Source organism: Streptomyces griseosporeus (assembly GCF_014656055.1).
Taxonomy (GTDB): domain Bacteria; phylum Actinomycetota; class Actinomycetes; order Streptomycetales; family Streptomycetaceae; genus Streptomyces; species Streptomyces griseosporeus.
Genome location: NZ_BNBR01000001.1, coordinates 73,243 through 97,399, shown reverse-complemented (window position 1 = coordinate 97,399; position 24,157 = coordinate 73,243). Strand labels below are relative to the sequence as shown.

Annotated in this window: 13 protein-coding genes and 1 pseudogene; 6 read left to right on the top strand and 8 right to left on the bottom strand. The window is 69.7% G+C overall.

The window, feature by feature from the left end; all coding sequences use genetic code 11:
- Window positions 1–130: 130 nt before the first annotated feature.
- Entirely contained in the window at window positions 131–601 is a 471-nt protein-coding gene (locus IE308_RS00335) for a hypothetical protein (RefSeq protein ID WP_190216054.1), read from the bottom strand.
- An 807-nt stretch (window positions 602–1,408) separates the two neighbouring features.
- Here IE308_RS00335 and IE308_RS00330 point away from each other — a divergent pair.
- Entirely contained in the window at window positions 1,409–2,623 is a 1,215-nt protein-coding gene (locus IE308_RS00330) for a Cmx/CmrA family chloramphenicol efflux MFS transporter (RefSeq protein WP_190216053.1), read from the top strand.
- A gap of 1,144 nt (window positions 2,624–3,767) precedes the next feature.
- Here IE308_RS00330 and IE308_RS00325 read toward each other — a convergent pair.
- Window positions 3,768–4,957 (bottom strand): annotated as a pseudogene (locus tag IE308_RS00325) (RHS repeat-associated core domain-containing protein); the annotation flags it as partial.
- Between the two features lie 450 nt (window positions 4,958–5,407).
- Here IE308_RS00325 and IE308_RS00320 point away from each other — a divergent pair.
- The 5 genes from IE308_RS00320 to IE308_RS00300 all read left to right on the top strand — a co-directional run bounded on the left by IE308_RS00320 (window position 5,408) and on the right by IE308_RS00300 (window position 16,453).
- On the top strand, window positions 5,408–8,305 hold the full coding sequence (locus tag IE308_RS00320; RefSeq protein WP_190216052.1) for a thioesterase domain-containing protein: 2,898 nt from the start codon (window positions 5,408–5,410) through the stop codon (window positions 8,303–8,305).
- Window positions 8,306–8,317: 12 nt separating this feature from the next.
- Complete coding sequence (locus tag IE308_RS00315; RefSeq protein WP_190216051.1) at window positions 8,318–12,937, top strand: Ig-like domain-containing protein; 4,620 nt, start codon at window positions 8,318–8,320, stop codon at window positions 12,935–12,937.
- Window positions 12,937–15,036 carry an Ig-like domain-containing protein gene (locus tag IE308_RS00310; protein ID WP_190216050.1) on the top strand — a complete coding sequence of 700 codons (2,100 nt, stop codon included), beginning with the start codon at window positions 12,937–12,939 and terminating at the stop codon, window positions 15,034–15,036. Before IE308_RS00315 ends, IE308_RS00310 begins: the two co-directional genes overlap by 1 nt.
- Before the next feature lie 41 nt (window positions 15,037–15,077).
- The gene (locus IE308_RS00305) at window positions 15,078–15,944 is read left to right on the top strand and encodes a peptidoglycan-binding protein (protein WP_190216049.1); all 867 of its coding nucleotides are present in this window, start codon (window positions 15,078–15,080) and stop codon (window positions 15,942–15,944) included.
- Window positions 15,945–16,144: 200 nt separating this feature from the next.
- A complete protein-coding gene (locus tag IE308_RS00300; RefSeq protein ID WP_190216048.1) occupies window positions 16,145–16,453 on the top strand; it encodes a hypothetical protein in 309 nt (102 codons plus the stop codon).
- 287 nt (window positions 16,454–16,740) lie between these two features.
- Here the strand turns inward: IE308_RS00300 and IE308_RS00295 are convergent, their stop codons facing one another.
- From IE308_RS00295 to IE308_RS00270, 6 genes are all read right to left on the bottom strand, one after another.
- Entirely contained in the window at window positions 16,741–17,082 is a 342-nt protein-coding gene (locus IE308_RS00295; RefSeq protein ID WP_190216047.1) for a hypothetical protein, read from the bottom strand.
- A 309-nt stretch (window positions 17,083–17,391) separates the two neighbouring features.
- Window positions 17,392–19,902, bottom strand: a complete 2,511-nt coding sequence (locus IE308_RS00290) for an AAA family ATPase (protein ID WP_190216046.1) — start codon at window positions 19,900–19,902, stop codon at window positions 17,392–17,394.
- A gap of 43 nt (window positions 19,903–19,945) precedes the next feature.
- A complete protein-coding gene (locus IE308_RS00285) occupies window positions 19,946–20,551 on the bottom strand; it encodes a hypothetical protein (protein ID WP_190216045.1) in 606 nt (201 codons plus the stop codon).
- A gap of 366 nt (window positions 20,552–20,917) precedes the next feature.
- Window positions 20,918–21,280 (bottom strand): ATP-dependent DNA ligase, encoded by a 363-nt coding sequence (locus IE308_RS00280; protein ID WP_229908631.1) that lies wholly within the window; start codon window positions 21,278–21,280, stop codon window positions 20,918–20,920.
- Between the two features lie 357 nt (window positions 21,281–21,637).
- Entirely contained in the window at window positions 21,638–22,132 is a 495-nt protein-coding gene (locus IE308_RS00275) for an STAS domain-containing protein (RefSeq protein ID WP_190216044.1), read from the bottom strand.
- Window positions 22,132–23,616: a PP2C family protein-serine/threonine phosphatase gene (locus tag IE308_RS00270; protein WP_190216043.1), complete on the bottom strand. Its 1,485-nt coding sequence runs from the start codon at window positions 23,614–23,616 to the stop codon at window positions 22,132–22,134. The genes IE308_RS00275 and IE308_RS00270 overlap by 1 nt, the downstream gene beginning before the upstream one ends.
- Window positions 23,617–24,157 lie beyond the last annotated feature (541 nt).

Sequence of the window (24,157 nt, the reverse complement as noted above, 5' to 3'; positions counted from 1 at the left end):
TGCGGCACGGAGGTTGCTGCGTAGGCCGAGCGCGGCTCCCAGGGCGATGCCCAGCTGGCTCAGCAGCACGGAGATGCTGGTGACGGTCTCCCATGCGCGGCGTCCGGTGACTGCGCGGAGGGCGGGTCGGTCAGCGCCCGTACAGCGAGATCACGGTCCGGCCAAAGGACACGGGCTGGTCGGCGCCGCGATGCCAATTGCGAACGTCCCAACGAATCCGCGCGATGGGCGGCAGGACCATCGGCACCGTCTTGTCGCCGTTGTGCGACTTTCCTGCGGGAAGGAACAGTCCTACGGAGGCATGGCAGACGAAAGGGCCGGCCTGCCATGGCTGCCCAGCATGTTCGTTGTAGCGGGGCTCCAGGACCGCGGCGGGAAGCCAGGTGCCGCCGGCGTCACGAACCTGGAGGGTGACGCCGAGCCAGGGGCCTTCGGAAGGCCTGTTGGTCATGCCTGGCGGGAGATCGCCGACGACGACGGATAGGAAGACCGCCGTCACCTCCCTCAAGTCGATGGGCTCTGAGTGGCCGCCCCGGGTGAGCGTGACGCCAGAGGAATGGTCGAGGTTGTTCGCCCAGATCAGTCGCGCGGGACGTAACACGGTTCCCTCCAAGGGGCTGACGGGCCACGCGATCGCGCCGCCCTGGGAGACACCATGTTTGCGCGGGCAGCACGGGCAGGGAACCCCACCAGACGACGAGGGCGAAGGGATCAGGCTGGCTCCGGCCGGGGGCGCCGTGAAGCGCGAGATCGTCCTTCGGGGCCGGGAACGGGGTGGATGCCGGCCAGACCTCGAATCCGGCCACGACGTCTTCCCCAGGGGGGTCCTGAGGTCGCTCGAAGGACCGATGGGACGCTACCCCTAAATGTGGTCGCGACGGGCCGCGGTGTCGGGGGACACCACACCGCCCGTCCGGCTGCACAGTTCGCGCATCTGCTCGGGGTGAGGCCGTACCTCCGGCCGCGGGCGGCAGACGCGCGGCGCGAAAGGCCCGGTCGGCGGCCGCAGATGTGCGCGTGGGGGCGCCGGTCGCAGCGCCGGGCCGAGCCGGGGGCCGCCCGCCAGCCTTCGACCGCGAGGTGCACAAGCAGCGGAACAGGTCGAAGGATGCATTAACACTCAAGCGATGGCGCGGGCTGGCCACACGCTACGACATGACCAGTGGTGACGTTGGCCGGTGCCTGGGAAAGCAGGATGCCTCGACGGGTGTCGGTCGGGTAGCGTGCGGGGCATGTCGAGTCCTGAGTCAGACAAGGTGGGGGCTTTCGGTCACGCCGTCAGCCCCTGAACGACTGAGTACGTAGCCCTGTCGTCGCGCCGCTTTCCGTGGTGGGACGAGTGTGCGCTCGGGGCTGGCCGCGGTGACGAGATGACCTTTCGTGCCTCTCCTCACCTCGGAGCCACTCGATGCCTCTCTCGCTGTACCTGCTTGCCCTGGCGGTCTTCGCCATGGGCACCTCGGAGTTCATGCTCGCCGGCCTCTTGCCGGACATCGCCTCGGATTTCGACGTCACCGTCGGGACAGCAGGCGTGCTCACCTCGGCCTTCGCGATCGGCATGATCGTCGGCGCCCCCCTGGTGGCCGCGCTTGCCCGCAACTGGCCCAGGCGCCCGGCTCTTCTCGGGTTCGTCCTCGTTTTCGCGGCAGCTCACGCCTTGGGCGCCGTCACCACGAGCTTCCCAGTACTGTTCGCTACCCGAGTCGTCGCCGCAGCCGCGAACGCTGGGTTCCTCGCCGTCGCTCTGACAACTGCGGCCACGCTGGTCCCACCCGACAGGAAGGGACGCGCGCTGGCCGTCCTGCTGTCGGGCACGACGGTGGCCACGATCGCCGGTGTCCCTGGCGGGTCAGTGCTCGGCACGACTCTCGGCTGGCGGGCCACCTTCTGGGCAGTCGCCGCTCTCTGCCTGCCTGCCGCTCTCGGCATCCTGAAAGGAATCCCAGCAGGACGTGACGAGGACGAGGTGACCGGCAGGCCGGCGTTGCGAGCGGAGCTCGCGCACCTCGCCCGGCCGCGGTTGATCCTCGTCATGCTGCTCGGCGCGCTGGTGAACGCGGCAACCTTCGCCAGCCTCACCTTCCTGGCCCCCGTGGTGACCGACAGCGCCGGGCTGGGCGAGGGGTGGATCTCTGTCGCTCTGGTGCTCTTCGGCGCCGGTTCCTTCGTGGGCGTCACCGTCGCCGGACGACTGTCCGACCGAAGTCCCGGCCCGGTCATCGCAGTCGGCGGTCCGTTGCTGCTCATCGGCTGGCCGGCTCTGGCGGTGCTGGCCGACGAGCCGCCCGCCCTGTTCACCCTCGTGTTCGTGCAGGGCGCGCTGTCGTTCGCGCTGGGCAGCACGCTGATCACACAGGTCCTCTATGAGGCCGCGGGAGCCCCCACGATGGCCGGCTCGTATGCGACCGCGGCGCTCAACGTGGGTGCCGCTGTCGGCCCCATCGTCGCCGCGGCCGCGCTCGGCACCGAAGCCGGGGCCCTCGGGCCGCTCTGGGCAAGCGGGCTTCTCGTGGCGGTGGCGCTGCTCATCGCATTTCCCCTCCTCACCGTCATCACGGCCGGCCGGAGCACCGAGGTGCCGACGGAGACGCCCTACCCGTCCGGCGGCGCCCGCCACCTCTGATGGTGGGCGCGCGCAGGCGGCAGGTGCGCGCCCTTTTCCGGCAGCAGTCAGGAGGCAAGGCGGCCGGAGCTGGTCGCGGCGGCGGCCAGGGCCGCCCCTGGTGGCTTTTGACCTGTTAGACGGCCGTGCCGCCGTCGCCGGTGTGTGCGATGAGGTCGCCCCCCTGTCGTTGGTGCCCACAGTGAAGATGAGGTCGTCGGGACTGAGGTCGATCCCATCACCCATGAGGTGGGTGGCGGTGATCCAGTCGGGTACGGCGGTCCCGTCGCCGTGCGACTCCCGGCCGGCCCACTCGCGCGCGGCGAGGATCAGGACTTCCTCGAGCCTGCCCGGCGAGATGACCCGGTCGCCCTCGCCGGCCCCGCAGGCGCGCAGGTAGGCGCGGAGGGCGACCGAGGTGAGCGCGGCGATGCCAGATTCGGCGCGCTGGCAGGCGTCACGGCAGACGCTGGCAGCGCCGCGTGGTACAGCCGCTGACCCCTTCCGATGCCTGGGCCGTGCGACGAGGCGACGGGTCCTGTGCGGGTGCGGTCACGGCACGTCGCCGTCCGCGCCCTCCAAGGCGGGGGGCTCCTGCCAGGTCTGGTGTCCAGAGGTTGTGGCAGGTTCGGCGCGGCGCCGGGCACGACCTTCGTCACCCGGGCGTCTCGTCGCGTGCGGTGGCCACCCGATCCGCATCCACGCCGAACCGGAACGGCCGAAAAGCTCCAACGGCCTCCACTGCCACAGGACGTCGTCGATGTACTGAACATGTGAAGACCCCGAGGTCAAAAACTTACCGGAGCTTGCAACTCAGCTTGAAATGAAGCCAGTTACATAGCGATGCTTGTCTTCGTGTCGCCGACTCCTCCCCTTTCGGCTCCGCCTCTCTCTATGCGGAGAGCGACGCACGCCCTGAAGGACAGGGCGACAGGAGGAGAAGGAGGAGCAGTGGTGGGATCCGAACTGATCGAAGGGGCTGTAGCCAGAGCACCCGGGCTACAGCCCCTCCTGCGTTGACCGATGCCTCTCGTCGCCCTGCCGTGCGGCGAACTCTGCGATCCGCTCGATCAGCCACTCCGGCGCCCGCGGCCGAGTCTCAAGCCCGCGCTGCCGCTCACGTTCGCGCCGCTCCCTGTCCACGGCTCACAGGTTCGATGGCGCAGGACACCTGTTCATAGGCGTTAGCGCTGCCGCCGCGTACCGGGTCGGTGGACAGGAAGCGTCTGGTGCTGGGGTCGTAGAGCCGCATGCCCATGAGGGTGAGCCCGGTTTCGGTCTCGTCGGACCGCTGCTTGCCACCTAGCCAGGCGTACCGAGCGGTCGGCTGGCCGGCCCGGGGGTTGCCGTACTCGTCGGCGTCCAGGACGGTCGGCGCGACCGAGCTGTCTGCGGGGAGTTGCAGGGTGATGTCCCCGTGCAGGTTGGCCAGTTGCAGGATCACGCCGCCGGTCTTGGTGCTGGTGGCGGCGAGGGTGCCGTCCAAGCCCTGGATGTTGCGGGTGACCGTTCCGGCGCTGGCCTCGGTGATCCAGCGGGGACTGTCGTCGTCCGAGCCGTAGTGGTTGACCTTGGTCGCGGTCTGCGTCCAGGAACCGGAGGAGTTGCTCTCCGCGGTCCAGCCGCGCAGGCGCAGGGTGGCGTCCAGGGTCCACGTCTGCCGCCGGGCGCCGGAAGTCTCCTGATGGATCAGGTCGTTGGCGTAGTAGGCCAGCGTGACGCCGGGCCGGCTGGTGGTACGGCCGAAGGCGTCGTAGACGTAACCGGAGTTCACCAGACGGTCGGCGCTGTCGTAGGCGTAGGTCGTGGTGGTGGCGCCGGTCGTGGTGCAGTCCGCGTTCACGGCGGCGGTGGCCGTCGCTCGGGACGTGCGATTGCTGTTCTTGTCGAAGGTGTAGGTGCGCATGGTGCAGTAGGCGTCGGTGCTGGTGTCCTGCACCTGGGTGAGACGGCCCGCCGCGTCGTACCGGGTGGTTTTGTGACGCCGGGCGTGCCGGTGTGCGTGGCTCGCTGGCCGTGGACGGTCAGGGTGACACTGTCGGAAACCAGGACGGTGCCGTCGGAGGTACGGGTGTAGACCCGGCTGGTCGTCGCTCCCGTCGGGTCGACGGTCTGGTCCATGGAGTAACCACCGGGCAGCGTCTGGCTGGTGAGAGCTCCGTCGGCGTCGTAGCGCGCGCTGAACGTCCCGGCCACGGAGTCGGTGACCGACGTGGGCAGGCCACGCGGGTCGATCGCGGTGTCGTAGGTGTAGGTGGTGGTGGACGGCACGCAGTCGGTGACCGTGACTGGCCGGTTCAGGAGGTCGTAGGAGGTGGTGGTGGCTCCGTCGGCGTCGGTGTAGGAGATCTGCCGGCATGCCGCCGTGCACGCACTGCTGACGGCGGGACACAGCCAGCGCTCGTTCCAGCGGCAGCTCGGGACGACCTACCGCACCGCACCGCTCTGTCCTTCGAGCCTGCACCATCCACTTCGGGCGCATGCTGGTGTGACATGGATGCCTGCGTCTGCCGGTGCCGAGGTCTTGGCTCGGCGTACTGCGCTCGCCACGGCCGTGAGGGAGGAATTGGCCGCTGTTGGGCTGCCTGTGGTGCCGCACGATGGCGTCACGGCGGGCCTCCTCCGAACCGGCACGCCCGTGCGCTCGGCAAGGCAGGAAGACCCCGAAGGTGCTGCTGATCGATGCCGTCCAGTGGCGTCTTCGCCCCGGATGTGCCCAGATGCGCCGCGGCCGTCGACGGCTGTAGACTCAGAAGCGGAACCCGGGCTTCCATACAGAACCGCCCTCCGCACGGAGGTCAGCCCATGGCTCCGTTCTCGCGGGACGTGGTGCGGGCGCAGGACCTACTGGCCGTCACCTTCGAGTTCCGTAATCTCCTGCTCGTCACCGACGGCCCCGCGGGCGGCCATCTGGTCCGAGAGCAGCCCGGACAGGACGCTTTCGTCATCGTCCATCTGCCTCCGCAGCACACCGCCGAGCCCGTCTTGCCGGACGGGGCGGTACCCGCCCTGCCGCAACCGGGGCAGCTCGCAGGCCCCAGCAGGCTCGCCTTCCGGCTCCCGGCGGAAGCCGACCGGATCCCGTTCACCCTGGAAGCCCTGCTCGGCTGGCTGTCACTGGAGCCCAGCCTGTGCGCCGCGGCCCGGCAGCCGAGAGACGGTGCCGCGGTCGCCAACCAGCCGCCCATCGCCCCGGAGGCGACCGAGACCGCGTTGGAGATCCCCTACCACCTGCTTCTCTCGCCCCCTCCAGGCGGCGGATGGGCGCACGCCACCGAGCCGGTCACCCACGCGGGGCGGACCGAACTCTGGCACACCCGCCTCGGGGTCAGGGCCGTGACAGACGGCCGTCCGACCGTCGACGAGGGGAACACCGCGGACCGTTACGTGCGGGCGGTGTACTCGCCGGACTCGGCCGGCATCCCGCCGGCCCTGGCGGGTGACCTGCGGCCCACGGCCGCCCAGCGCCGGAGCATCGTCGCGCTCTCCGCGGCCAGTCCCATCGAGGTCGACCAGCTGATGCTCTCGGCGCGCGGAGGCTGGTTCAAGGCACGCGGCCAGTGGCCCGACGCCGCGCTCAGCGAGTGGCAGCACGTGGCGACCCAGGGACGCGACCAGTACGTGAGGGTCACCCAGGAAGGGGTGCTGTTCCCGTTCAGACACCGAGCCGCCTGCATCCGCGTCACCGAGCGCACGATAGAGGAGAGCGGCGGATCCGCCGTCGCTGTGCTGACGGAGAAGCTGTTCATCCTGGTCCGGGAGCCGGTGCAGCACTACGCGGGCAAGGATTTCGAACACCAGGGCAGGGAGATGCCCTTCACCGACGTCCGCATCGCCACCCTGTTCACACCGGCAGGAGCACACGTGCTCCCCGACATCGACCGCGTAGGTGACTCGCCCGACGGGGCGGACCAGCCGTTCTGGATCATGAATGCCACGCCGCCCGGAGCGGTGCCGTTCCACCTGATCGGAACCGACTGCAAGGGCAACGACACGGACTTCCAGGCGGCCCTGATCTTCGTGCCCCTCGAGATGGCCCGCGACCCGTCCCTGGTCGCCGCCGTCCAAGCCGACTACCGGCGAGGAGACCCCCTAGACGCCTCCGTCGGCCGGCTCGCCGCGGTCAGTGGCGTCCCGGTCGACTATGTACGTCCCGAAGGCGATGCAGAAGCCGAGGACCTTGGCCGGCCCCGTGAGACCACCCTGACCACCGATGGGATGACCACCCTGACCACCGATGGGATGACCTTCGACGTGAAGGTCCGTGCGCGCAGCGGCGAGTCGGCCTTCATGCCGATTCTCGAATCGGCGCAGGTGCGCGCACCGGCGGTCGACCGGCTGCTGGGCAGCGGGCAGCCGATGACCATCGTGCCGTCGCCGACGTACCTGAACGGGGGGATGACGGCGTCCAACCCCGCCGGGCTTTTCGCCCAACTCGTCTCACCGCTCGAGGTCGACCTGCCCGCCGACCGCGGGGCGGCGCTGGCCAGGCCGAACATGGCTGTACGAGGCCTCTCCTCGACTCTGGGACCCGTCGGCGGTGATCTGGACCAGCTCACAGCCCAGGTGTTCGACCCCGCGACCTTCTTCGCGGACAGCGCCGCCAAGCTCATGGGCGGCGTGCCGCTGGCCCAACTGGTCTCCAGCGTCTTCGAGGCCCGGCAGTTCCCGCTCATGTCCAGCCGTGCGACCCCCATCTCGGTGGTCACCACCGTCGACTGGGAGCCGAAGGTGGACAGCAGGAGCGACCTGCTGCGCCCGCTGCCCGAGGGCCCGCCCATCTCCCTCGCGCTGCATGCCCAGATGGAGCAGTCGCCGGCTGCCGCGGGCGGTCCCCCCAGGACAACCGTGCATACCAGCCTGGAGAACTTCCGCATCAGCTTCGCCGGAGTGCTGGGAATCCGCTTCGACTCCCTCTCCTTCCGGTCGGAGAACGGCAGCAAGCCCACCGTCAGCGTGGCGGTGCCCGACCACGCCGTGGACCTCGAACGCGAGCTCTCCTTCTTCAGCGCCCTCGGGGACTGCGTCGGCGGCAGCGGGATGGGCAGCGCACCCGCGCTCGAGGTGAGCCCCGCGGGTGTGCTGGCCTCGTACGCGGTGGCGCTCCCGCCGATCGCCCTTGGTGCCTTCCTGCTGGAGAACGTGCGACTGGGCGTGAGCCTCCACCTGCCCTTCACCGATGCCCGCCCGACCCTGCGCTTCTCCTTCGGCGACCGCAACGACGAATTCCTGGTGACCGTGGAAGGCCTGGGCGGCGGCGGGTTCTTCGCGCTTTCCCTGGGACTGGACGGTATCGAGACGATCGAGGCGAGCCTGGAGATAGGCGCAGCCGTAGCGCTGGACTTCGGAGTCGCCAGCGGCACGGTCGCGGTGATGGTGGGTGTCTACGTCCGTTACGACGCACCCCCCGTCGACGCTGCCACGGTGACCGGCTTCCAGCGCCAGAGCGGCGAGGTCGAAGTCCTCGGCTTCGTCAACGTGTCCATCGACTTCTACCTCGGCCTCACCTACGAGACCGACCCGGAACGGCTGGAAGGGGTGGCCACCTTGACGGTCAAGGTCGACCTCACCCTCTTCAGCGAGTCGGTGGAACTCACCGTGCGCCGGACCTTCGCCGGGGGCACCGACCGCAGCGGTGATCCTCCCTTCGGCGACGTCACCAGCGCCTCCGACTGGCAGGCCTACGCCTCCGCCTTCGCCTGAACGAGATGCACCATGCCCGAACGTGTGATGTGGACCGCCCTCCCCAATGGCGTCTCAGGCCCGGACGCCGACCGCAGGCTGCACCTGTCCGTACTGATATCGCCGCGGCTGACTGTCACGGGAGCGACGTCCGGCACACTCGGTGTCTTCCCCGACTTCGGCGGTGCGGGCGAGCGGAACTGGCCGTCCCGCATGAGGACGGCCACCTTCGCGCTCGAACTCGACGGCCAGGTCGTGGCCGACGGCCTGCAGCCCGGCAACGAGCTGGAACCCGCCGTCTGGGACGCCCTGTTCACGGCTGACACGCCCGTACGCTCCACCGAGCACTTCCGCGACTACTCACGGCACAAGCTCCTGTCCTACCCCGCGCGAACCCTCCGGGACCGGATACAGCGGCTCTACGCGACTACCGCGCTCGACTCGCCGATATCGCCACCGCCCCTGGTCGCGAGGGGCAGAGGACTATTGGAGGCATTGGACGGCCAGGGCTTCGGCCCGCCATCGCCTCCCGACCCGCCACCCACTCCGGACGGGCCACCGGATCCTCCCCCTCCGACGAACCCGGACGGGCCGATCCTCCGCCTGCGCGCCCTGGACTCGCCCGACCGTCCACAGACGCACGACGCGGTCGCCGATTTCCAAGAATTCCACAAGCGGCCCTCCAGGCCCCGCGCGCCGCTGCCGCAGCCCGGTGAACTCTCCGAGCTCCTGGACTTCCACGAGTGTGTGGCGTGCCTGGGCGACTACCCGCAACTGATGCGCGGCCTGGGTCTCGTCATCGATCTGGAGGTCAGCGCTGCGGACGTGCCCCCCGCGGCTGGGGCCCGGCGACTCCGTGTGCTGCCGCGCCGGGCCCCGGCCGATCCGGCCGACCCGCCTGTGGACCTCTCGCCCACCACCCTCGCCGTATGGGACGGAGACGACTTTCTCGCATCCCCCGACCCTGATCCCGACCCGGGTTCTCCGAGCCTCCGCAACGGCCTGCTGGACCTGGACAGCAACGGCTTCGAGCTGATCGACGTCGACGTCGACGGCGCCACCCACAAGCTTGTGAACCTCAGGCACAACCTCAACGCGACCGTCTCGCGGGCAGCGGCCGACCAGCCGCAGACGGCAGCCCTCCCCGCCCTGCGCTCCGCCGGCTTCTCCCTCGTTCAGGACAACCGCAAGGACACGACGAACGCACGGCTGGCCGCCATCAGCGGTCACCGGGCGAGAGTGGACGGGCCCAGCCCCCAGACAGCGGTCCTCACCGCCGAGCATCTGGTACGTGGCTACCGCGTGGACGTATGGGACTCGCAGTCCGAGAGCTGGCACTCGCTGTGCGCCAGGTCCGGCACCTACCGCCTTGAACGGACCGGTGAGGTCCGCACGATCGACGACGAAGGCTTCGTCCAACTCTCCGCCGCGGGCGTGCCCGCCGAACCTGCCGAAACCGCCGAGCCACCCTTGCTCTACCTGCCCGAGTCCCTGCTGCGCTGGACCGGCTGGAGTCAGGTGGCGCCTCGCCCCGGCCTCGCCCTGCCGACGGGCAACGACCCGACGGCGCCGCCGGTCGCCCCGGACAACGCCTCCGTCACCGCGCTCCGGCTGCAGACCACCTTCACGGCGACCACGGGGACCCTGCCGAAACTCCGCTTCGGTGTCGGCTACCGGCTGCGCGCCCGCGTGGTCGACCTGGCGGGCAACAGCCGCACCCTGGAGGAGGCCGACGATCTGCCCGCACTGCCCGCGGCGGCACCAGGGCGCACATACCTGCGCTACGAGCCGATTCCCTCGCCCCTCGTCGTCCTGCGCGCCGATCTGTCGCCGGACACCCATCCGGGTGAAACGCCGGACCGGCTCGTCATTCGCAGCGCCAATCCCGACGTCTTTCTGGACAGTGCGCCGACCCCTGCCACCGCTGACCGTCACATCGCCCCGCCGCGGACCACGGTCGCACTGGCCGAGACCCATGGTGCGTTCGACGGCCCAGACGGCAGACTGCGCGGCGACGCCGGGACCCACGCGTGGATCGGGGCCCGCGACGCTGGCCACCTCGACCACGACGGGACTGTGCCGGTGGCGCCGACCGACCAGATGACGGTGCCCTACCTCGCGGACCCGCTCGCCCGAGGGGCCGCGCTGCGCAACGTTCCGGGTGCGCCGGACGGCATGATCGGGACGGCGGATGCCACCGGTCATCTCGCGTACCGGCCGACGCAGTTCCCCGTCGGCGACGGTTTCGGCTCGGTGATCCAGGTGTCCTTCGGCCCTGCCTCGAACTGGCCGGCACTGCAGCCGTTCCGGCTCGTGCTGCGTGAAGGACAGCAGCCCCCCGACTGGGACCCGCAACGCAGGGTCCTGACCGTCTCACTGCCCAAGGGAGAGGTGGCACAGGTCGCCCTCAGCTGCTGGCCGAACCACGCCGACCTCGAGACGCTGGGCGTCTGGAAGTGGATGTGCCGCCAGGTCGGGGAGCTGGCCGAGAGCATCGACACACCGACCGGACTGCAGGACTTGTGCGAGGACGCCGGCCGCCTCGCCCAGTGGGTCACGGCAGGTGGTCACTGGGCCCTCACCCCGGCCCGTCCCCTGGTACTCGTCCATGCCGTGCAGCAGCCGCTCGGCCGGCCCACCATCGAGACGCTGAGCGCCACCCGGGCGATCGGAGAGACCACCGCCGACCTATACGGCACACTCCGCGTGCACGCCTCCAGCACGGGCCGCGTCGATCTGATCGGCAGTTGGAGAGAACCGTCCGACTGCGACACCACCGAGCAGACGACCGCACAGTCGGCCGCTGACGAACTGCACCTCGACCCGGCCCCCACCGACGGCACCGCGTACCGCCCGATCACCTTGGGCGACAGGGTGGTGGCCGACTACGATCCCCGCACAGGCACGATCGTGGCCGGACCGCACCGGTGCCCCCGGCACTACTTGCCGGACACCCTGCACCGCGTGGTGCGCTACCGAGCCGTCGCGGGAAGCCGCTTCGCCGAGTACTTCGCCCGACACGCAGAACTCCGCCTTCACGGCCAGGACGCCGCCGTCCTGGAACCGGCAGGCGTCGCACCGCACTCGGAGACCGTCCGCAGCGCGGACGGCACCACCACATACGCTCCGGCTGAGGGCGGCGTCGGCGACTACACGATCGACTGCGCCGCCGGCACCATCGCCCGCAGCGACCACAGCGGCATCCCTGACGGGCAGACCGTACGTGTGGACTTCTTGCCGCCGGTCAGCCGTACCGGGGACGAAGTCGTCGTCCACGTGCCCAGTTCGGCCCGCCCGGCCGCGCCGCGCGTCCGCTACGTGGTGCCCGCCTTCGAGTGGCGCCGCCAGACCGGAACGACTCTGCTGGCCAGCCACCGTCACGGCATGTGCCTGCGCGTCTACCTGGACGAATCCTGTCCCTCATCGGGGGAGGGCGAGCAGCTCGCGGTCCTGGTCGCCCCCCGCGACCTCCGGCCCTCGGAACCACTGGCCCGGTACGTGACGCGGGTGGCCGACGACCCGCTGCGCGGTTACGACGGACCGCGGTCCGGCAGTACGGGGGGCCTCGCCTTCTCCGGGGCACCGGACAGAGGACCGGACACTCCGGACGGGCCCCTGGGTCTCACCCTGGACGAGCTGGACCCCGACCCGGCCAACCGCGTCCACGCCCACGCGTACGACGTCGCCTATGACTCCGACAGGCGGCTCTGGTACTGCGACATCGAACTGCTCACCACCGGCCGCCCGCCCACGTTCGAACCCTTCGTCCGCCTGGCGCTGGCCCGCTACCAGCCGCACTCCGTGGTCGAAACCCACCCCGACGCGCCGGGCACCGCCCGCGACGTCAAGCTCTCCAGGGTCGTCCTCGCCGACTTCGTCCAACTGGCGGCCGACCGGTCCGTCCTCGTCACCCCCGACGCCGACGTCCCGGGACGACTCCGGGTCGTCGTGTCCGGCGACAGCTACCTGCGCACGGCGGAGTCCAGCGGCCCCGCCTCCCTTGAGGTACTCGTCCAGGAGCGGCAAGCGGGGCTCACGGGCGATCTCGCGTGGGTTCCCTCCTCAGAGGCCGTCGTCGATTCCGACGCGCCCGACCGCACAGTCCCCAACGCCGTCCTGTGGCGCGGCAGCATCACTCTGCCCGAGGACCGGGACATCGCCGACTTCCGCCTGCTGGTCCAGGAACGCGACACCCTGCCCGCCGACAGCCCCTCCCAGCCGCCGCGCCTGCTCTACGCCGACACGCTGGAACTGACGAGCCTCGGGCCGCCCAGGAAATCCGCGGAGGTCACCGCCGAATCGGCGCCGAATCCCTCGGTGTTCGGCCAGCCCTTGGTGCTCACCGCGGTGGTCCGGGGAGCGGACGCGCCGCACGGACACGTCACCTTCACCGACGGCGACCGCCGGCTGGGACGCGTGCCGCTGATCGACGGCACGGCGGTGACCGGCGGCACGAAGGTGTCGTTGTCCGTGTCGGACCTGGTGGCCGGCACCCACCACATCACTTGCTCGTACAGCGGTGCGAGCGATCTCGGGCCCGGACACGGCACCGTCACCCAGATCGTGGAACGGGCTGCGACCAGGGTGAACGTCACCCCCCGTCTGGAGATCCACGGCAGGACACCGTTCCGCCCACCCCAGGGAAGCACCTGATGCCCGACACCCGGATCCAGATCGACACGTCCCAACTGTCGTGCCCGTACTTCACCGTCCCCGAGGCAGGCGCCGCGGTGGTCGACGGCTCGGCTTCACCACCACCGACCGTTGCGTTGCCCGCTGCCACGGAATGCCACTTCCACGTGTGCAGTGCGGACGGAAGCAACCGGTCGCCCGCCGACTTCGCCTTCACGGTCGCAGCCGACGGCAGCGTGGACTACTCCCCGGCGTTCGACCACTTCCTGGCGGGCCGAGGCAGTCACTGCCTGACCGTTCAGGGAATCCGCGTTCAACTGGATGTGCGGCTTCACCACTGGCTCCAGCTGCGGCTCACCCAAAATCGCTTCGAAGCCCACAGCCAAGGGGTGCTGTGCCTGCCGCCCTGCACGACCTACCGGCTCGACGGACCGGCCGGCGGTTTCGACTTCGGCCTGTCAGCCGACGGAACGGTCATGCTCGAACCGGACGCCGTCTTCGCAGAGGCAGGCCCCAACCAATTGACCGTGAGGGGATTCACGATCACGATCGACCAGAGCAGACTCGACCACCAGCTCCTACCCGGTGGGCCAAACGGCAGCTTCTTCGGTTTCATCACGGGGGGAACCCGTGATCTCGCGGTCATCCCCGCCGACGGGTACGGGTTCCAGCCGGGCTCGGGAGTGGTCACCGACTGGAGCTTCTGCGTCTCCTCCGACGGGCATCTGACCCTCGACCCACGCTTCACCGAGTTCGTCACCATCGGCGGCCCCGAGGGGAAGACGCTGATCGTGCGCGGCCACACCGTCTACATCGACTGCAGGAATCTCAAGCAGGACCTCAGGCCACTGGCCCCGGCTTCAGAACCGCGCCTGATCCCGAGCGGTGAAGTCACCCCCTATACGGCGATTCCCGCCCACAACTACGGCCTTGCCACCGACTCATGCGTGGTCAACATGATGTTCGACATCACCGAGGAAGGCCAGGTGGCCGTGAACCCGGCCTACAGCGGCTTCGCCCATGTCGACGGAGACCTCCGGAACACCCTGGTTCTTCGGAGCCACATGGTGTACATCGACTGCACGGCTCTACCCCACGACCTGCAACTGCAGTCTCACCCCCACCCGCTGTTCCGGCGCGCCGCAATCACCCCGTTCGCCGTGGTCCCCGCCCGGGGCTACGGCTTTCACGCCGGTTCGGGCGTCAACGCCGACGTGACGTTCGACGTCACCCCGGAAGGCACTGTCGCTCTGAACCCGGCCTACCGGGGCTTCGCCCGCGGCCGCGGCAACACGCTGACGCTACGGCCCTACACGGTGCGCGTCGACGGCACGGCGCTCTCCCACGATCTGCAACTGGTCAATTTCTTCGGTCTGGAAGTGCCGATGTCACGCCACCGGGTGAACTCGGTGACGGCCATACCTGCCGACTGCCGCGCAGGCTACGCGCTGGGGTCCATTTCGAGCGGCGCGCCGTCGTCCGTCACCTTCGGCATCACCCCGGACGGCCAGGTGAGTCTCGCGCCCACCCAGAGCGGATGCGCGTCGGCCGAAGGCAAGACCCTTGTCCTGCATGGCTACCCGGTCCTGCTCGACGCGACCCAGGCCGACAGCGATCTGGTGGGCATCTGGAACCTCCTGAAGCAGCCCGACGATCCGGGGACAACAAGGCTAGGAGCACGGGAGATCCTCGCCGTGCTGGTCCCGTCGGGCATTCCCGGCACCCCCCAGAACGGCTACCTTCCCGAGACCGCGAACGGACGTTTCGCAGAGAGCATGGGCTTCGAACTGCTCGTGGACGGCACGATCACCAGCCAGTCACCGACGCCCGGTGGGTACGTCGTCACCCTCTCGGCGTCCCCGAATCCCTCCGCTGCCGGGCAGGAAGTCACCTTCGCGGCATGCGTGCGCCCCGCGCCGCCCGGCGGGGGCACCCCGCAGGGCACCCTGTCTGTCGCCGACGGCGCGACCGTCCTGGGCAGCGCGCCGCTCGACCGCCACGGCCGGGCGTCCCTCAGCACCGCGTCACTCGCGGCCGGAGACCACGAGATCACGCTCACCTACTCGGGGGACACCAACTTCGAGCCCGGCTCGGCGACAGTCCGCCACCACGTGAACTGAGGACGGCGTGGGCCGGCCCCGGTAGATGAGAGGAATGCGCGATGTACCAGAGCGTCCGCGACTACTGGATCCCGTTCAACGACCCGCTCGAGGGCCGGGTGCACTGGATGTACCTGGACCAGAGGGGATGGGTGAGTACGGGTATCGGCAACAAGATCGACGAGACCGCGAGGCCTAACACCGCGCCCACGGCGGCGGAGCGAGCCAGGTCTCTGGCAGAAGCCAACGAGTTGCGCTGGCAGGAGGCGGACGGCGCGCCGGCAGGTCCGGACCGCATCGCAGCGGAGTGGGACGCGGTCAAGGCTCGGTTGGATCTGGCCCCGCAGGGCCACCGGGCCTTCGAGCGGCTCACATCCCTTCGCGTGGACGACAGCGAGATAGACCGTCACGTCTACACCAAGCTCGATCAGATGGAGTCGTATCTTCTCCGCCGTGCAGAGTTCGCCGACTGCGACACCTGGCCGGCCAACGCCCAACTGGCGACGCTGAGTGTGTGCTGGGCCCTGGGGCCGGGGTTCGCTTTTCCCAAGTTCGCGGGCCACGTGTCGGCTCGGGAGTGGAGCGGTGCCGCGGACGAGTGTCATTTCACGCCGGACGTGGGGACCATCCAGATCCGCAATGCGCTGGACCGCCGGCATCTCCTCCTCGCCCAGACCGTGGAGGACCAGGGACTGCCGCCGGACCAGATCGCCATGGAGTTGTCGGACGTGTTCGGGGTGCAAGGCGCGCTCCTCCTGCTCGGATACAAACCCGGCCGTCAGGACGGTGCGGACGGCCCGACCACCCAGGCGGCCGTCAGGGCGTTCCAGAGCGACAACGGCCTTACTGAGAACGGGGCCTTCGACGACCCGGACACGGTCAGCGCGCTGGGCTCCGAGCTTTCCTCCCGAGGCTTCACGGTGATCTGAAGCGTCAGCGTTGGAAAGGCCGATGTGCGGTGGTCGGTAGCAGGGCCAGGACGCCGGTGGCCGTGTACACCACGTGTCCTGCGCGTCACACATCGCCGCGCCTGTTGGTACGGGCGTGCGAGAAGACGGGCGGGCGTCGGCGAGAGCTGACCGGCACGGCGGCGGCGCGCTTCGCCGTCGAGGAAGCACGGCGCCGCGGCATGCCGCTGGAAGCCGTACGGGCCTGGCGCTGCCCGGCACGCGAGACGACCGACCAACCCCTGCTGGCGGGCGCACCGGCACGGCTGCACGAGGAGAAGGCAGCCCAGGCGCTGGAAGCGGCTGCGGGGGACGTCCCGGCCGACGTCGATGTGCACCGGCGTACCGTCGAGGGCCACGCTGTCCAGGTTCTGCTCGCCGCCTCGCCGACGCCGACCTGCTGGTGGCCGGGGCCCGGCGCCGTGAGGGCCACGCCGGCCTCCAACGCGACCGCGTTAGGACATCGACACGTCGGCGGGCGAGGGCGCTGACGGCCTGGACGTGCGTGCAACCCTCGCTCCGCTTCTTCACGTAGTAGTCGCGAAGCTCCAGCCGAAGACGTCGTCCGATTCCGCGAGGTCCTGGCGCAGGTGTTCACCTACGGGCGGACGGCCGCCTTGCCCACGCGGCTAGCAGTCTGACGAGAGGCCGAGTCCTCAGACAGAACGTTTCGCACTGGCTCTTCCCTTGACACCGTGCGTATCTCCTTGACCTTGCTTCCGGCCGCTTGCCTACCGGAATCGATCGCATAGCCGAATTGACCAACAGAGTCCTCAGCTCAGGTCAAGGAGAAACACACCGCCTCCACCCGGGCCCACTCCACCGCACCGCGTCCGCCCCGGGGCGCCACTCCCGCGCGCCAGCCGCACCGGTGCGTGCACCGCCCACCGAGTGGAGGCGCACCGGATGGACGTTGGGTGCGCACCGGATGGACTCGGTGTACGCACCACCGCAGGTAGATGACGCCGACCTCGTCTATGGCCGGCAGCAGTCCCGGCAACTGCTCCGCCTCGGGGGCGAACCGCGCCGTCGTGGCGCCGTCGCCGGTCTCCACAGCCAGGACGTAGTCGAAGCCGAGCTGGACCAGGTGCGGGGGCAGCGAGGGGACGACGGGGGACATGGGCAGCTCCTGACGTACGGTCGCCGTGCCGGTCACGGCGACGTCCCAGCAGGGTCGGCCCGTCAGCCTGTGGACAGAGGCCAGAGATCTCTCCCCCCGAGCCGGAACGGACGAATCAGTGTGACGTTGCTCGGCGGTTGGCGGATTGGATCGGTAGCTGGCGAACAGCGGTGCGGGCGCGCGGGAAGCGATCAAGTACGAAGATCCGGGTATGCCGCGTACGTGGTGCTCAGTTGGTGTCGTGAAGGCCCAACTGGTGACGCTCTCCTCCACCACTCCAGACGGCCTTCGATCGTCGCATCCTCCGAATCACCGCAGGCGCCGCGACCGTCGCCATCGGCCGAACCCCCACCGCCCAGGCGCGCTTGGCTGCTGCGCCGCTGCAAGGAGGTCGGTGATGCTCTCCATGACTCGTGGTCCGACGTCAGAGGCGCTCGGCTGCAGCACATACTGAGCTTCGCTCAGGAGGGTCACCGCTTTGTCCGTCCGGCCAGTGGCGATGAACGCCGTAGCCAGTCCGAAACCGGCGAGGGCGCGGCCACGGCGGTCCTCGAGCTCCTCCCGTACAGCAAGGGCCTCACGGCAGGCGTCCACGGCTGCGGCCGCCTGCCGCGTCTGCAACAGGGCCTCACCCAGATCGTCAAGGATCTCTGCAAGGAGGAGTAGCCGCCCGTCGCCGCGGCAGCGAGATGCCGCCGCGCTGAGCACGCTCACGCCTTCTTCCGCCCGAGTGCAGTTGACCAGACTGTTGCCCCACAGGGCCAATGCCTCCACCGGATGCGTGCAGGGACCTGTGCGCTCGTCCACGATGTCGCGGAGCGTTGCCTCTACGTCGATGCGCTGGGCCTGCTGCTCCACCCCTGTCACCACAGCGCCCAGCGCATCGAGTTCAGCCCGTATGTGTTCCACGCCCAACGCGGCCAGGCGGCTGGCACGGTACGCCGTCTTCCACAACACTGTCAGAGTCACGGCCTCGTTCTCAGATGCTCCGAGATCCCTCTGCAGCATCGCGGCCTGGCGGAGAGCCGAGCAGGCCTCCAGGAAGCGATGGGCGCCAGCCAGCGCGACGCCCCGGCGGTACAGCGATGCAGCCCACGGGATCTGGTACTCGGGGCGCACAGGACCCCGGGTCATGAGGTCGTACCACTGGCCGTCGTTTATGTAGATGGCACTCGCAGCCTGATGGGCGGCAGCGGCTCGAGTGTGGAGATGGGCACCGAGCTGAGCGGCGGCGCGCCGATCGTGCGTGGTGGCGAGGAGATAGCGGTAGTTCATGGGATCACCGCGCAGCACTCGGTACCTGTGGCCGCGGGGGTCGGTTCGCTGCTCCTCGGGCGGGCGCTGGCTCAGCCCTTCGTATGCCGACGCTGCTTCCCCCAGTGCATCGTCGGCTTCCTCGAAGCGGCCGAGCTGTCTGAGGACCTCGCCGCGACCCAGGAAGGCCCATGCCAGCGCGTCGCGGTCGCCGAGCGTCCGGGCTGCCGTGACACAGCGATCGACCAGGGCGAGTGTCTCGTACGGGCGATCCGCTTCGGCCAGGTGTTGCAGGACAGAGCGGGTGGCCGAGAGCGTGCGGGGGGCGGCGGGATCGGCCGCCAAGAGCACGGCCACCATGTTTTCCCGGTCCTTGGTCGGCAGTTGGTTTTTGTCCCCGATTCCGCTTGTGGCGCCTTGCCGTCCCTGAGCCTCGTGCTCCTTGCAGGCGGTGAGAAGGACGGCCTCATGCTCATAGGCTTCCAGGAGGTAGGAGACCGCGGATGCGTGCCAGCCGGCGTTGCCGGGTTCGTCGTGCTGTCGCAGGTACTGCCGGACCAGCGGATGCATCACGTAGCGGGGTTCGCCGTCCGGATCCGTGGTCGGCTTGACCAGACCGGCCCGGACGAACTTCGGGACACAGGCGGGCAGCGCGGCCGGTGTTCCGCCCCATGCCGTCAGCTGGAGGCGACCGTGATCGGGGCCGGGGTGCCGAGCCATGCGCACGGCCATGCGGCCGTCGAGCTCCGGCAGGCAGGAGAGGACCAGGTCCACACCGGCGCGCACCGCGGCCTGGCCGCTCGCCTCCGCCGGAGCGGCCGCGCGGTCGGCTGCGGCGCGCTCGGCCGCGCACCTGTCCAACGCCACGGCACCTGCGACCAGTTCTGCGGCCAGTGGAATGCCCTCGCACATCCGGGCCAGAGCAGCAATATCCTCAGGAGACGGGCGGGACTGCCCAGTACGCGCCACGACTGCAGTGATCAATTCCTCCGTATGCCTGGACGACAGCGCGGTCAGCTCGACTGCGGAGAGAGAGCCGACGGCGCTGGGTCGCTTGCGGGCGGTCGCGAGCACCCGGTGACCGGTCCCGGGTGGCAGCAGTTTCTCCGCAGCTGCCACATCTTCGACGTCGTCGAGGACGAACAGGAAGCGCCTGCCGGCCGCGCTCTGCAGAGTCAGCCACTGCCGTAGGAAGGCGGACTTCTCCTGCTCGGTCAGCTCCACACCGTCGGGCACTAGATTCACGGCCCGCGCCATCGCACTGGTCGCCTGAGCCGTCGTCATCTGCCCTTCGCCGCAACTCCCACGCGCCTCCAGGAACAGTGCCCCGCCGGTGAACCAGCCGGGGCGTTCGAGACAGAGGCAGGCGACAGTACGAGCCAGTGCCGTCTTGCCCACGCCACCGGGACCGTGCACCAGGCAGCCGGAGGCCGCCGATTCCGGCGCCAGGAGATCCAGCAGCGTCGCCGTTTCACCGGCGCGCCCGATCAAGGCACCCTCCAACCTCGCTTCCTCACGCCGCAGGACGTGTACCTGCGGCTCCCCCCAGCGCTCTCCCACGCCCATGACCGCTCCCTCGTCGTCAGCGGACCGGCGTCGCGGGAGTTCGCTACGCCGGCTGTTGCGGGGGCCGGTGGCTGACCCGAAACGGCTTGCCGTCGTCGTCCACGACCACTGTGTACGTCTCGCCCTGGCTGACCGCCTCGAGCTCCAGGTGCCAGTCGACACACTGACTGCCGGTGTAGGCCATGACCTCGAAGATCTCAGGTTCCGCCTGTGTCACCCCGTACGGGAAGTCAGGCGAGCCCTGCGGCATCGGCCGGGGCTCGCCGGCGTCGAGGTCCACGAGGAACTTCCGGCATGGCAACGGCGCCTGCTGCGGCCCCGGCACAAGATCCAGCGCGGGCTGCCGACCGTCCACGACCACGTTGAGCTGCCGCAGCACGACCGCCTGCGGCACCAGCGCCTCAACGCTCATTTTCACGTAACCGCAGTGCACCTGGTATCTCGTGCCGTCGTGTCGTAGCCGAGTGAGTTTCTGGTGGGTGAAGACCGCTTGGACGGCGATCGGGGACGCGCCACCCAGGACCAGCTCCTGCCCCTTGCCGATTCCCCGCGTGACCAGTCCCTGCACTGCTCCAGCAATCGCGGCGGTCAGCCCTGCGGCCACGGCGGCCCAGCCCAGGGCGGAGAGTGCCGGCAACCAGAACAGCAACGCGACGACACCCGAGACGAGGCACAGCAGGGCGAGACGTACCGCAAGTGATCTGGCGCGACTACCAGTTGGCCGTGAGATTCTCCCGGGCAGCACATTGGCTACTGTGACACGGGACAGGCTTCCGTTCCACACACATCTCCTCGAACGATCAATAGGCCGCTCCTCTCCGGACAAGAAAGCGTTCCTCAGCCGTGTCAAAGCCCCCCCGGGCCGTCTTCCCCTCGGCCGGTCGCTACTGAGGAGTGGCGCCGCGGCCGTGCCTCGCGGCGTGGAGCCGCTCAAGGGCGAGCCGGCTTTCCTGCCACACCCCCATATCGCCGTCGTGCATATGTACTCGCCCTGGCTGACCGCCACCCCAAGGTGTCAGTCCCGGACAGCCGTATGACATCGAACGCCACGAAGTGCGCTGGCCACTCGCTCGCCGCCCCGGCGCCGCACCGGGCGAGCCGTTTGCAGCTGCTCGAACGCCAGCCGCCCGGCGGCGTCCCACACGACCAGTTCACCGTCCAGCGCGGTCTGATGCGGCAGCCTCCCGGTACCGGCCAGGATCTCCGGGAACGCCGGTCCCAGGTCGCTGCCCCGTCGGGAGCGCAGCACCACCCGGTTCGCGTCGACGGAGACCAGGGGGCGGAAGCCGTCCCACTTGGGTTCGCCCGCGAAGCCTGGGGGCAGAGCTGGCTGTGGCACGGCGGTGGTCAGCATCAGCTCCGGCAGCGTCCACGGCATGCCGGATGCCTTCCACCAGCAGCCGGCCTTTCACCGAGCGGGTCGGACGGTGTTCAGGGGACGGGGATTCACCGGCACGTCGCAGCACCGCCGGAACCGGGCCATGATCCGCGCTCGGGGAATCGGACCGGTGGGATGTTGGAGGACCTCTCCGCCTCGCGCGTCTTTCGCCAGCCGGGACGTGGGGCGTCGTCAGTGCCCTGCGCTACGGTCGCTCCGTTCCCGCCTGGCCTCCAAAGTGGTGGCGACTGCAAGGAAAACCGGTGGCACCCGAGTAGGGGATCACCTCGGGCCTGATACTCCCGCAGGAGGGCCGGGCCCGATTGTGGGCACGAATCCTCTGGCGGGTCGACGCGGTCAGTTCGGTTCGGCAGCGGGGTCGTGAACGCTGTCGCGGGCCGGGCGCCGCACCCCGGTCGGCTCACCGGTCCCGCCGTCGCCGGAGGCGTGGGTGACTGAGCCGTGCTCGCCTGCGCTGGTGAGCAGGCCGGTGGCGGTCATGGTGGTGACTGCTTGGGCGGCGGTGGCATGAACCGGCAGGACTGCGTCGACACCGGTGAGGACGAGCATCCGCATCAGGCGGTCGGGGACGTTGGCGAGACCGAGTGAACCGTGCACTGCCTCGGTGGCGTGCCAGAGGCCGATGAGCGCGCTCAGACCGGCGGAGTCGCAGAAGCCGACCTTTGACAGGTCCAGGATCAAGTGCGGACATCCTTGCTGGATGATCTCCGAAGCTTCGCGGCGCAGGGTGTCTGCGGTGCGCGTATCGACGTCCCCGGCGACTGTGGCGATCGCGAGGCCGGGACGAGGGTGCTGGACGGTCAGTTGAAGCGTGTCGGTCACGTAGGTCATCACTCCTGGCCGAAGTGGTCGGGCGCGGCGGCGGTGTGTGCGGTGGCGACCACACTGCCGTCGGGTGTGGCGTGGGGGTCGGGGACTGACAGGGCCAGCAGAGCCACGTCGTCTCCGGCTCCGTCAGGCAGCGAGGCCAGCAAGGTGATGCTGTCCTCGACCAGGGAGGTGGCGGTGACGGGCTCGGTGCGCTGGTGGAGGAAGCCGGTCAGGCCGTCGTCACCGAGCATGGCGCCCTTGGCGTCACGGGCTTCGGTCAGCCCGTCGGTGTAGAGGAACAAGCTCTCCCCGGCTGTCAGGGAGAACGTGGTGTCGGCAAAGGGTGCCTGGGGGAAGGCGCCGACGAGCATGCCGCCCTGGGGGCGTACGGCCCGCACCCAGATGGCGCCACTGTCGTCGGGGCGCAGGTGGTAGGCCGGCGGGTGGCCGCCGGTGGCGACGGTGACGGTGAAGCCGCCGTCCTCCTGGGGCTCCAGGAGGCCGAAGAGGACGGTGCAAAAGCGGCGGCCGGCGGTGACGTCGGTGAGCAGCATGGTGTTGAGCGCGCTCAGTACCGTGACGGGATCGGCGTTGATCTGGGCCGCGGCGCGCAGGGTGTGGCGGGCCAGGGCGGTGACCGTCGCCGCCTCGGGTCCCTTGCCGCACACGTCACCGAGGAAGAACGCCCAGCGGTCGCCGTCGAGCGGGAAGACGTCGTAGAAGTCGCCGCCCACGTCGAGGGCGGAGGCGGTGCGGTAGTGGCAGGCCAGTTCCAGGCCCGGCACCACGGGAAGGGCTGGGGGCAGCAGGGTGCGCTGGAGGGTGGAGGCGAACGCGGCGATGGCGGCCTTGTCCTGCTCCGCCTTCTCCCGCGCCGCCCGCTCCGCCTCGGCCCGCGCCCGTTCCGCCTCGGCCTGCCGCCTCTCCGCCTCTCGGCGGGCCTGCTCCTCGCGCAGGGCACACAGCGCCGACAGCCGCAGCTCCATCTCGTCCAGAACGATCGCAGCAAGATCGCCAAGAGTGGCAGTGTCCTCCTCGGTGATCGAGCGCGGCCGGGTGTCGAGGACGTTGACCGTTCCCAGCCGGTGCCCCTCCGGGGTGATGATCGGTGCGGCGGCGTAGAAGCGCACCCCCATCTCCCCGGCGACCAGCGGATTGTCCATCGCGACGGGGTCCTGCAGAGTGTCGGGGATGACCATCGTGTCATCACGCAGGATCGCCGAGCCGCACAGGCCCGGATCGCGACCGATCTCCGCGACACCCTCCAGGCCGTGGGCTGCCTTGAACCAGATGCGGTCGGTATCCACAATCGTGACCGTCGCCACCGGCACATCGAAGAGCCGGGCGGCCATCGCGGCCACCCGGTCGAACGCCCCGTCGGGCGGAGTGTCGAGGATGTCGTAGCGGCGCACCGCCGCGATACGGGCCGCCTCCACATCCGGGTCGGGGGCCAGCTCGGGGCGGCGCCCGGGAGCCGGGTCGGTGGCCGATGCCTGCTGCATCATCGGCTTCCCTCCGTCGATGGGATGCCGACGTGAACGGCACGAACGGACGCAGCCTAAATCGACCACACGTCCAAAAGCCAATGCCGCCGTTGGCCGGGACACGGCCGCGGCCTCCCGTGCGATGCGCCGTTTGACATGGGACTTCCTCGGCCGCATCCGCCGCGGCCTAGGCCGGGTTTTGGAGCTGGGGTTCGTGACTCGCCTCGTGCCGTAATGATCTCGGTGTGAGGCGAGGGGATCTTTCAGACCAGTGGGCGGTGCTGGGGCCGTTGTTGCCCGTCGCGATGTTGGGCAGGCCGTCGCCGTGCCGGCGTCGGTTGCTCGACGGAATCCGCTGGCGGGTTCGGACGATCTGCCGGGCCCACCAGCACGCGGCCGGCGCCCGACGCGACGGCCAGGCCCAGAAGCAACCGCCGGGAGGCCACCAGGCCCAACCCGACGACCACGGGCTGGGTCGGTCCCGCGGTGGCTGGACTACGAAAATTCATCTGGCCCGCGAACAGGGCAGAGGCCGCTGTCGCTGCTGGTCACAGCCGGTCAG

Excerpts from the sequence above, each read along its gene's own strand:
- IE308_RS00330 (WP_190216053.1), top strand. The coding sequence starts at position 1,409 with ATGCCTCTCTCGCTGTACCTGCTTGCCCTGGCGGTCTTCGCCATGGGC.
- IE308_RS00320 (WP_190216052.1), top strand. The coding sequence starts at position 5,408 with ATGGCTCCGTTCTCGCGGGACGTGGTGCGGGCGCAGGACCTACTGGCC.
- IE308_RS00315 (WP_190216051.1), top strand. The coding sequence starts at position 8,318 with ATGCCCGAACGTGTGATGTGGACCGCCCTCCCCAATGGCGTCTCAGGC.
- IE308_RS00310 (WP_190216050.1), top strand. The coding sequence starts at position 12,937 with ATGCCCGACACCCGGATCCAGATCGACACGTCCCAACTGTCGTGCCCG.
- IE308_RS00305 (WP_190216049.1), top strand. The coding sequence starts at position 15,078 with ATGTACCAGAGCGTCCGCGACTACTGGATCCCGTTCAACGACCCGCTC.
- IE308_RS00300 (WP_190216048.1), top strand. The coding sequence starts at position 16,145 with ATGCCGCTGGAAGCCGTACGGGCCTGGCGCTGCCCGGCACGCGAGACG.
- IE308_RS00295 (WP_190216047.1), bottom strand. The coding sequence starts at position 17,082 with ATGTCCCCCGTCGTCCCCTCGCTGCCCCCGCACCTGGTCCAGCTCGGC.
- IE308_RS00290 (WP_190216046.1), bottom strand. The coding sequence starts at position 19,902 with ATGGGCGTGGGAGAGCGCTGGGGGGAGCCGCAGGTACACGTCCTGCGG.
- IE308_RS00280 (WP_229908631.1), bottom strand. The coding sequence starts at position 21,280 with ATGCCGTGGACGCTGCCGGAGCTGATGCTGACCACCGCCGTGCCACAG.
- IE308_RS00275 (WP_190216044.1), bottom strand. The coding sequence starts at position 22,132 with ATGACCTACGTGACCGACACGCTTCAACTGACCGTCCAGCACCCTCGT.
- IE308_RS00270 (WP_190216043.1), bottom strand. The coding sequence starts at position 23,616 with ATGATGCAGCAGGCATCGGCCACCGACCCGGCTCCCGGGCGCCGCCCC.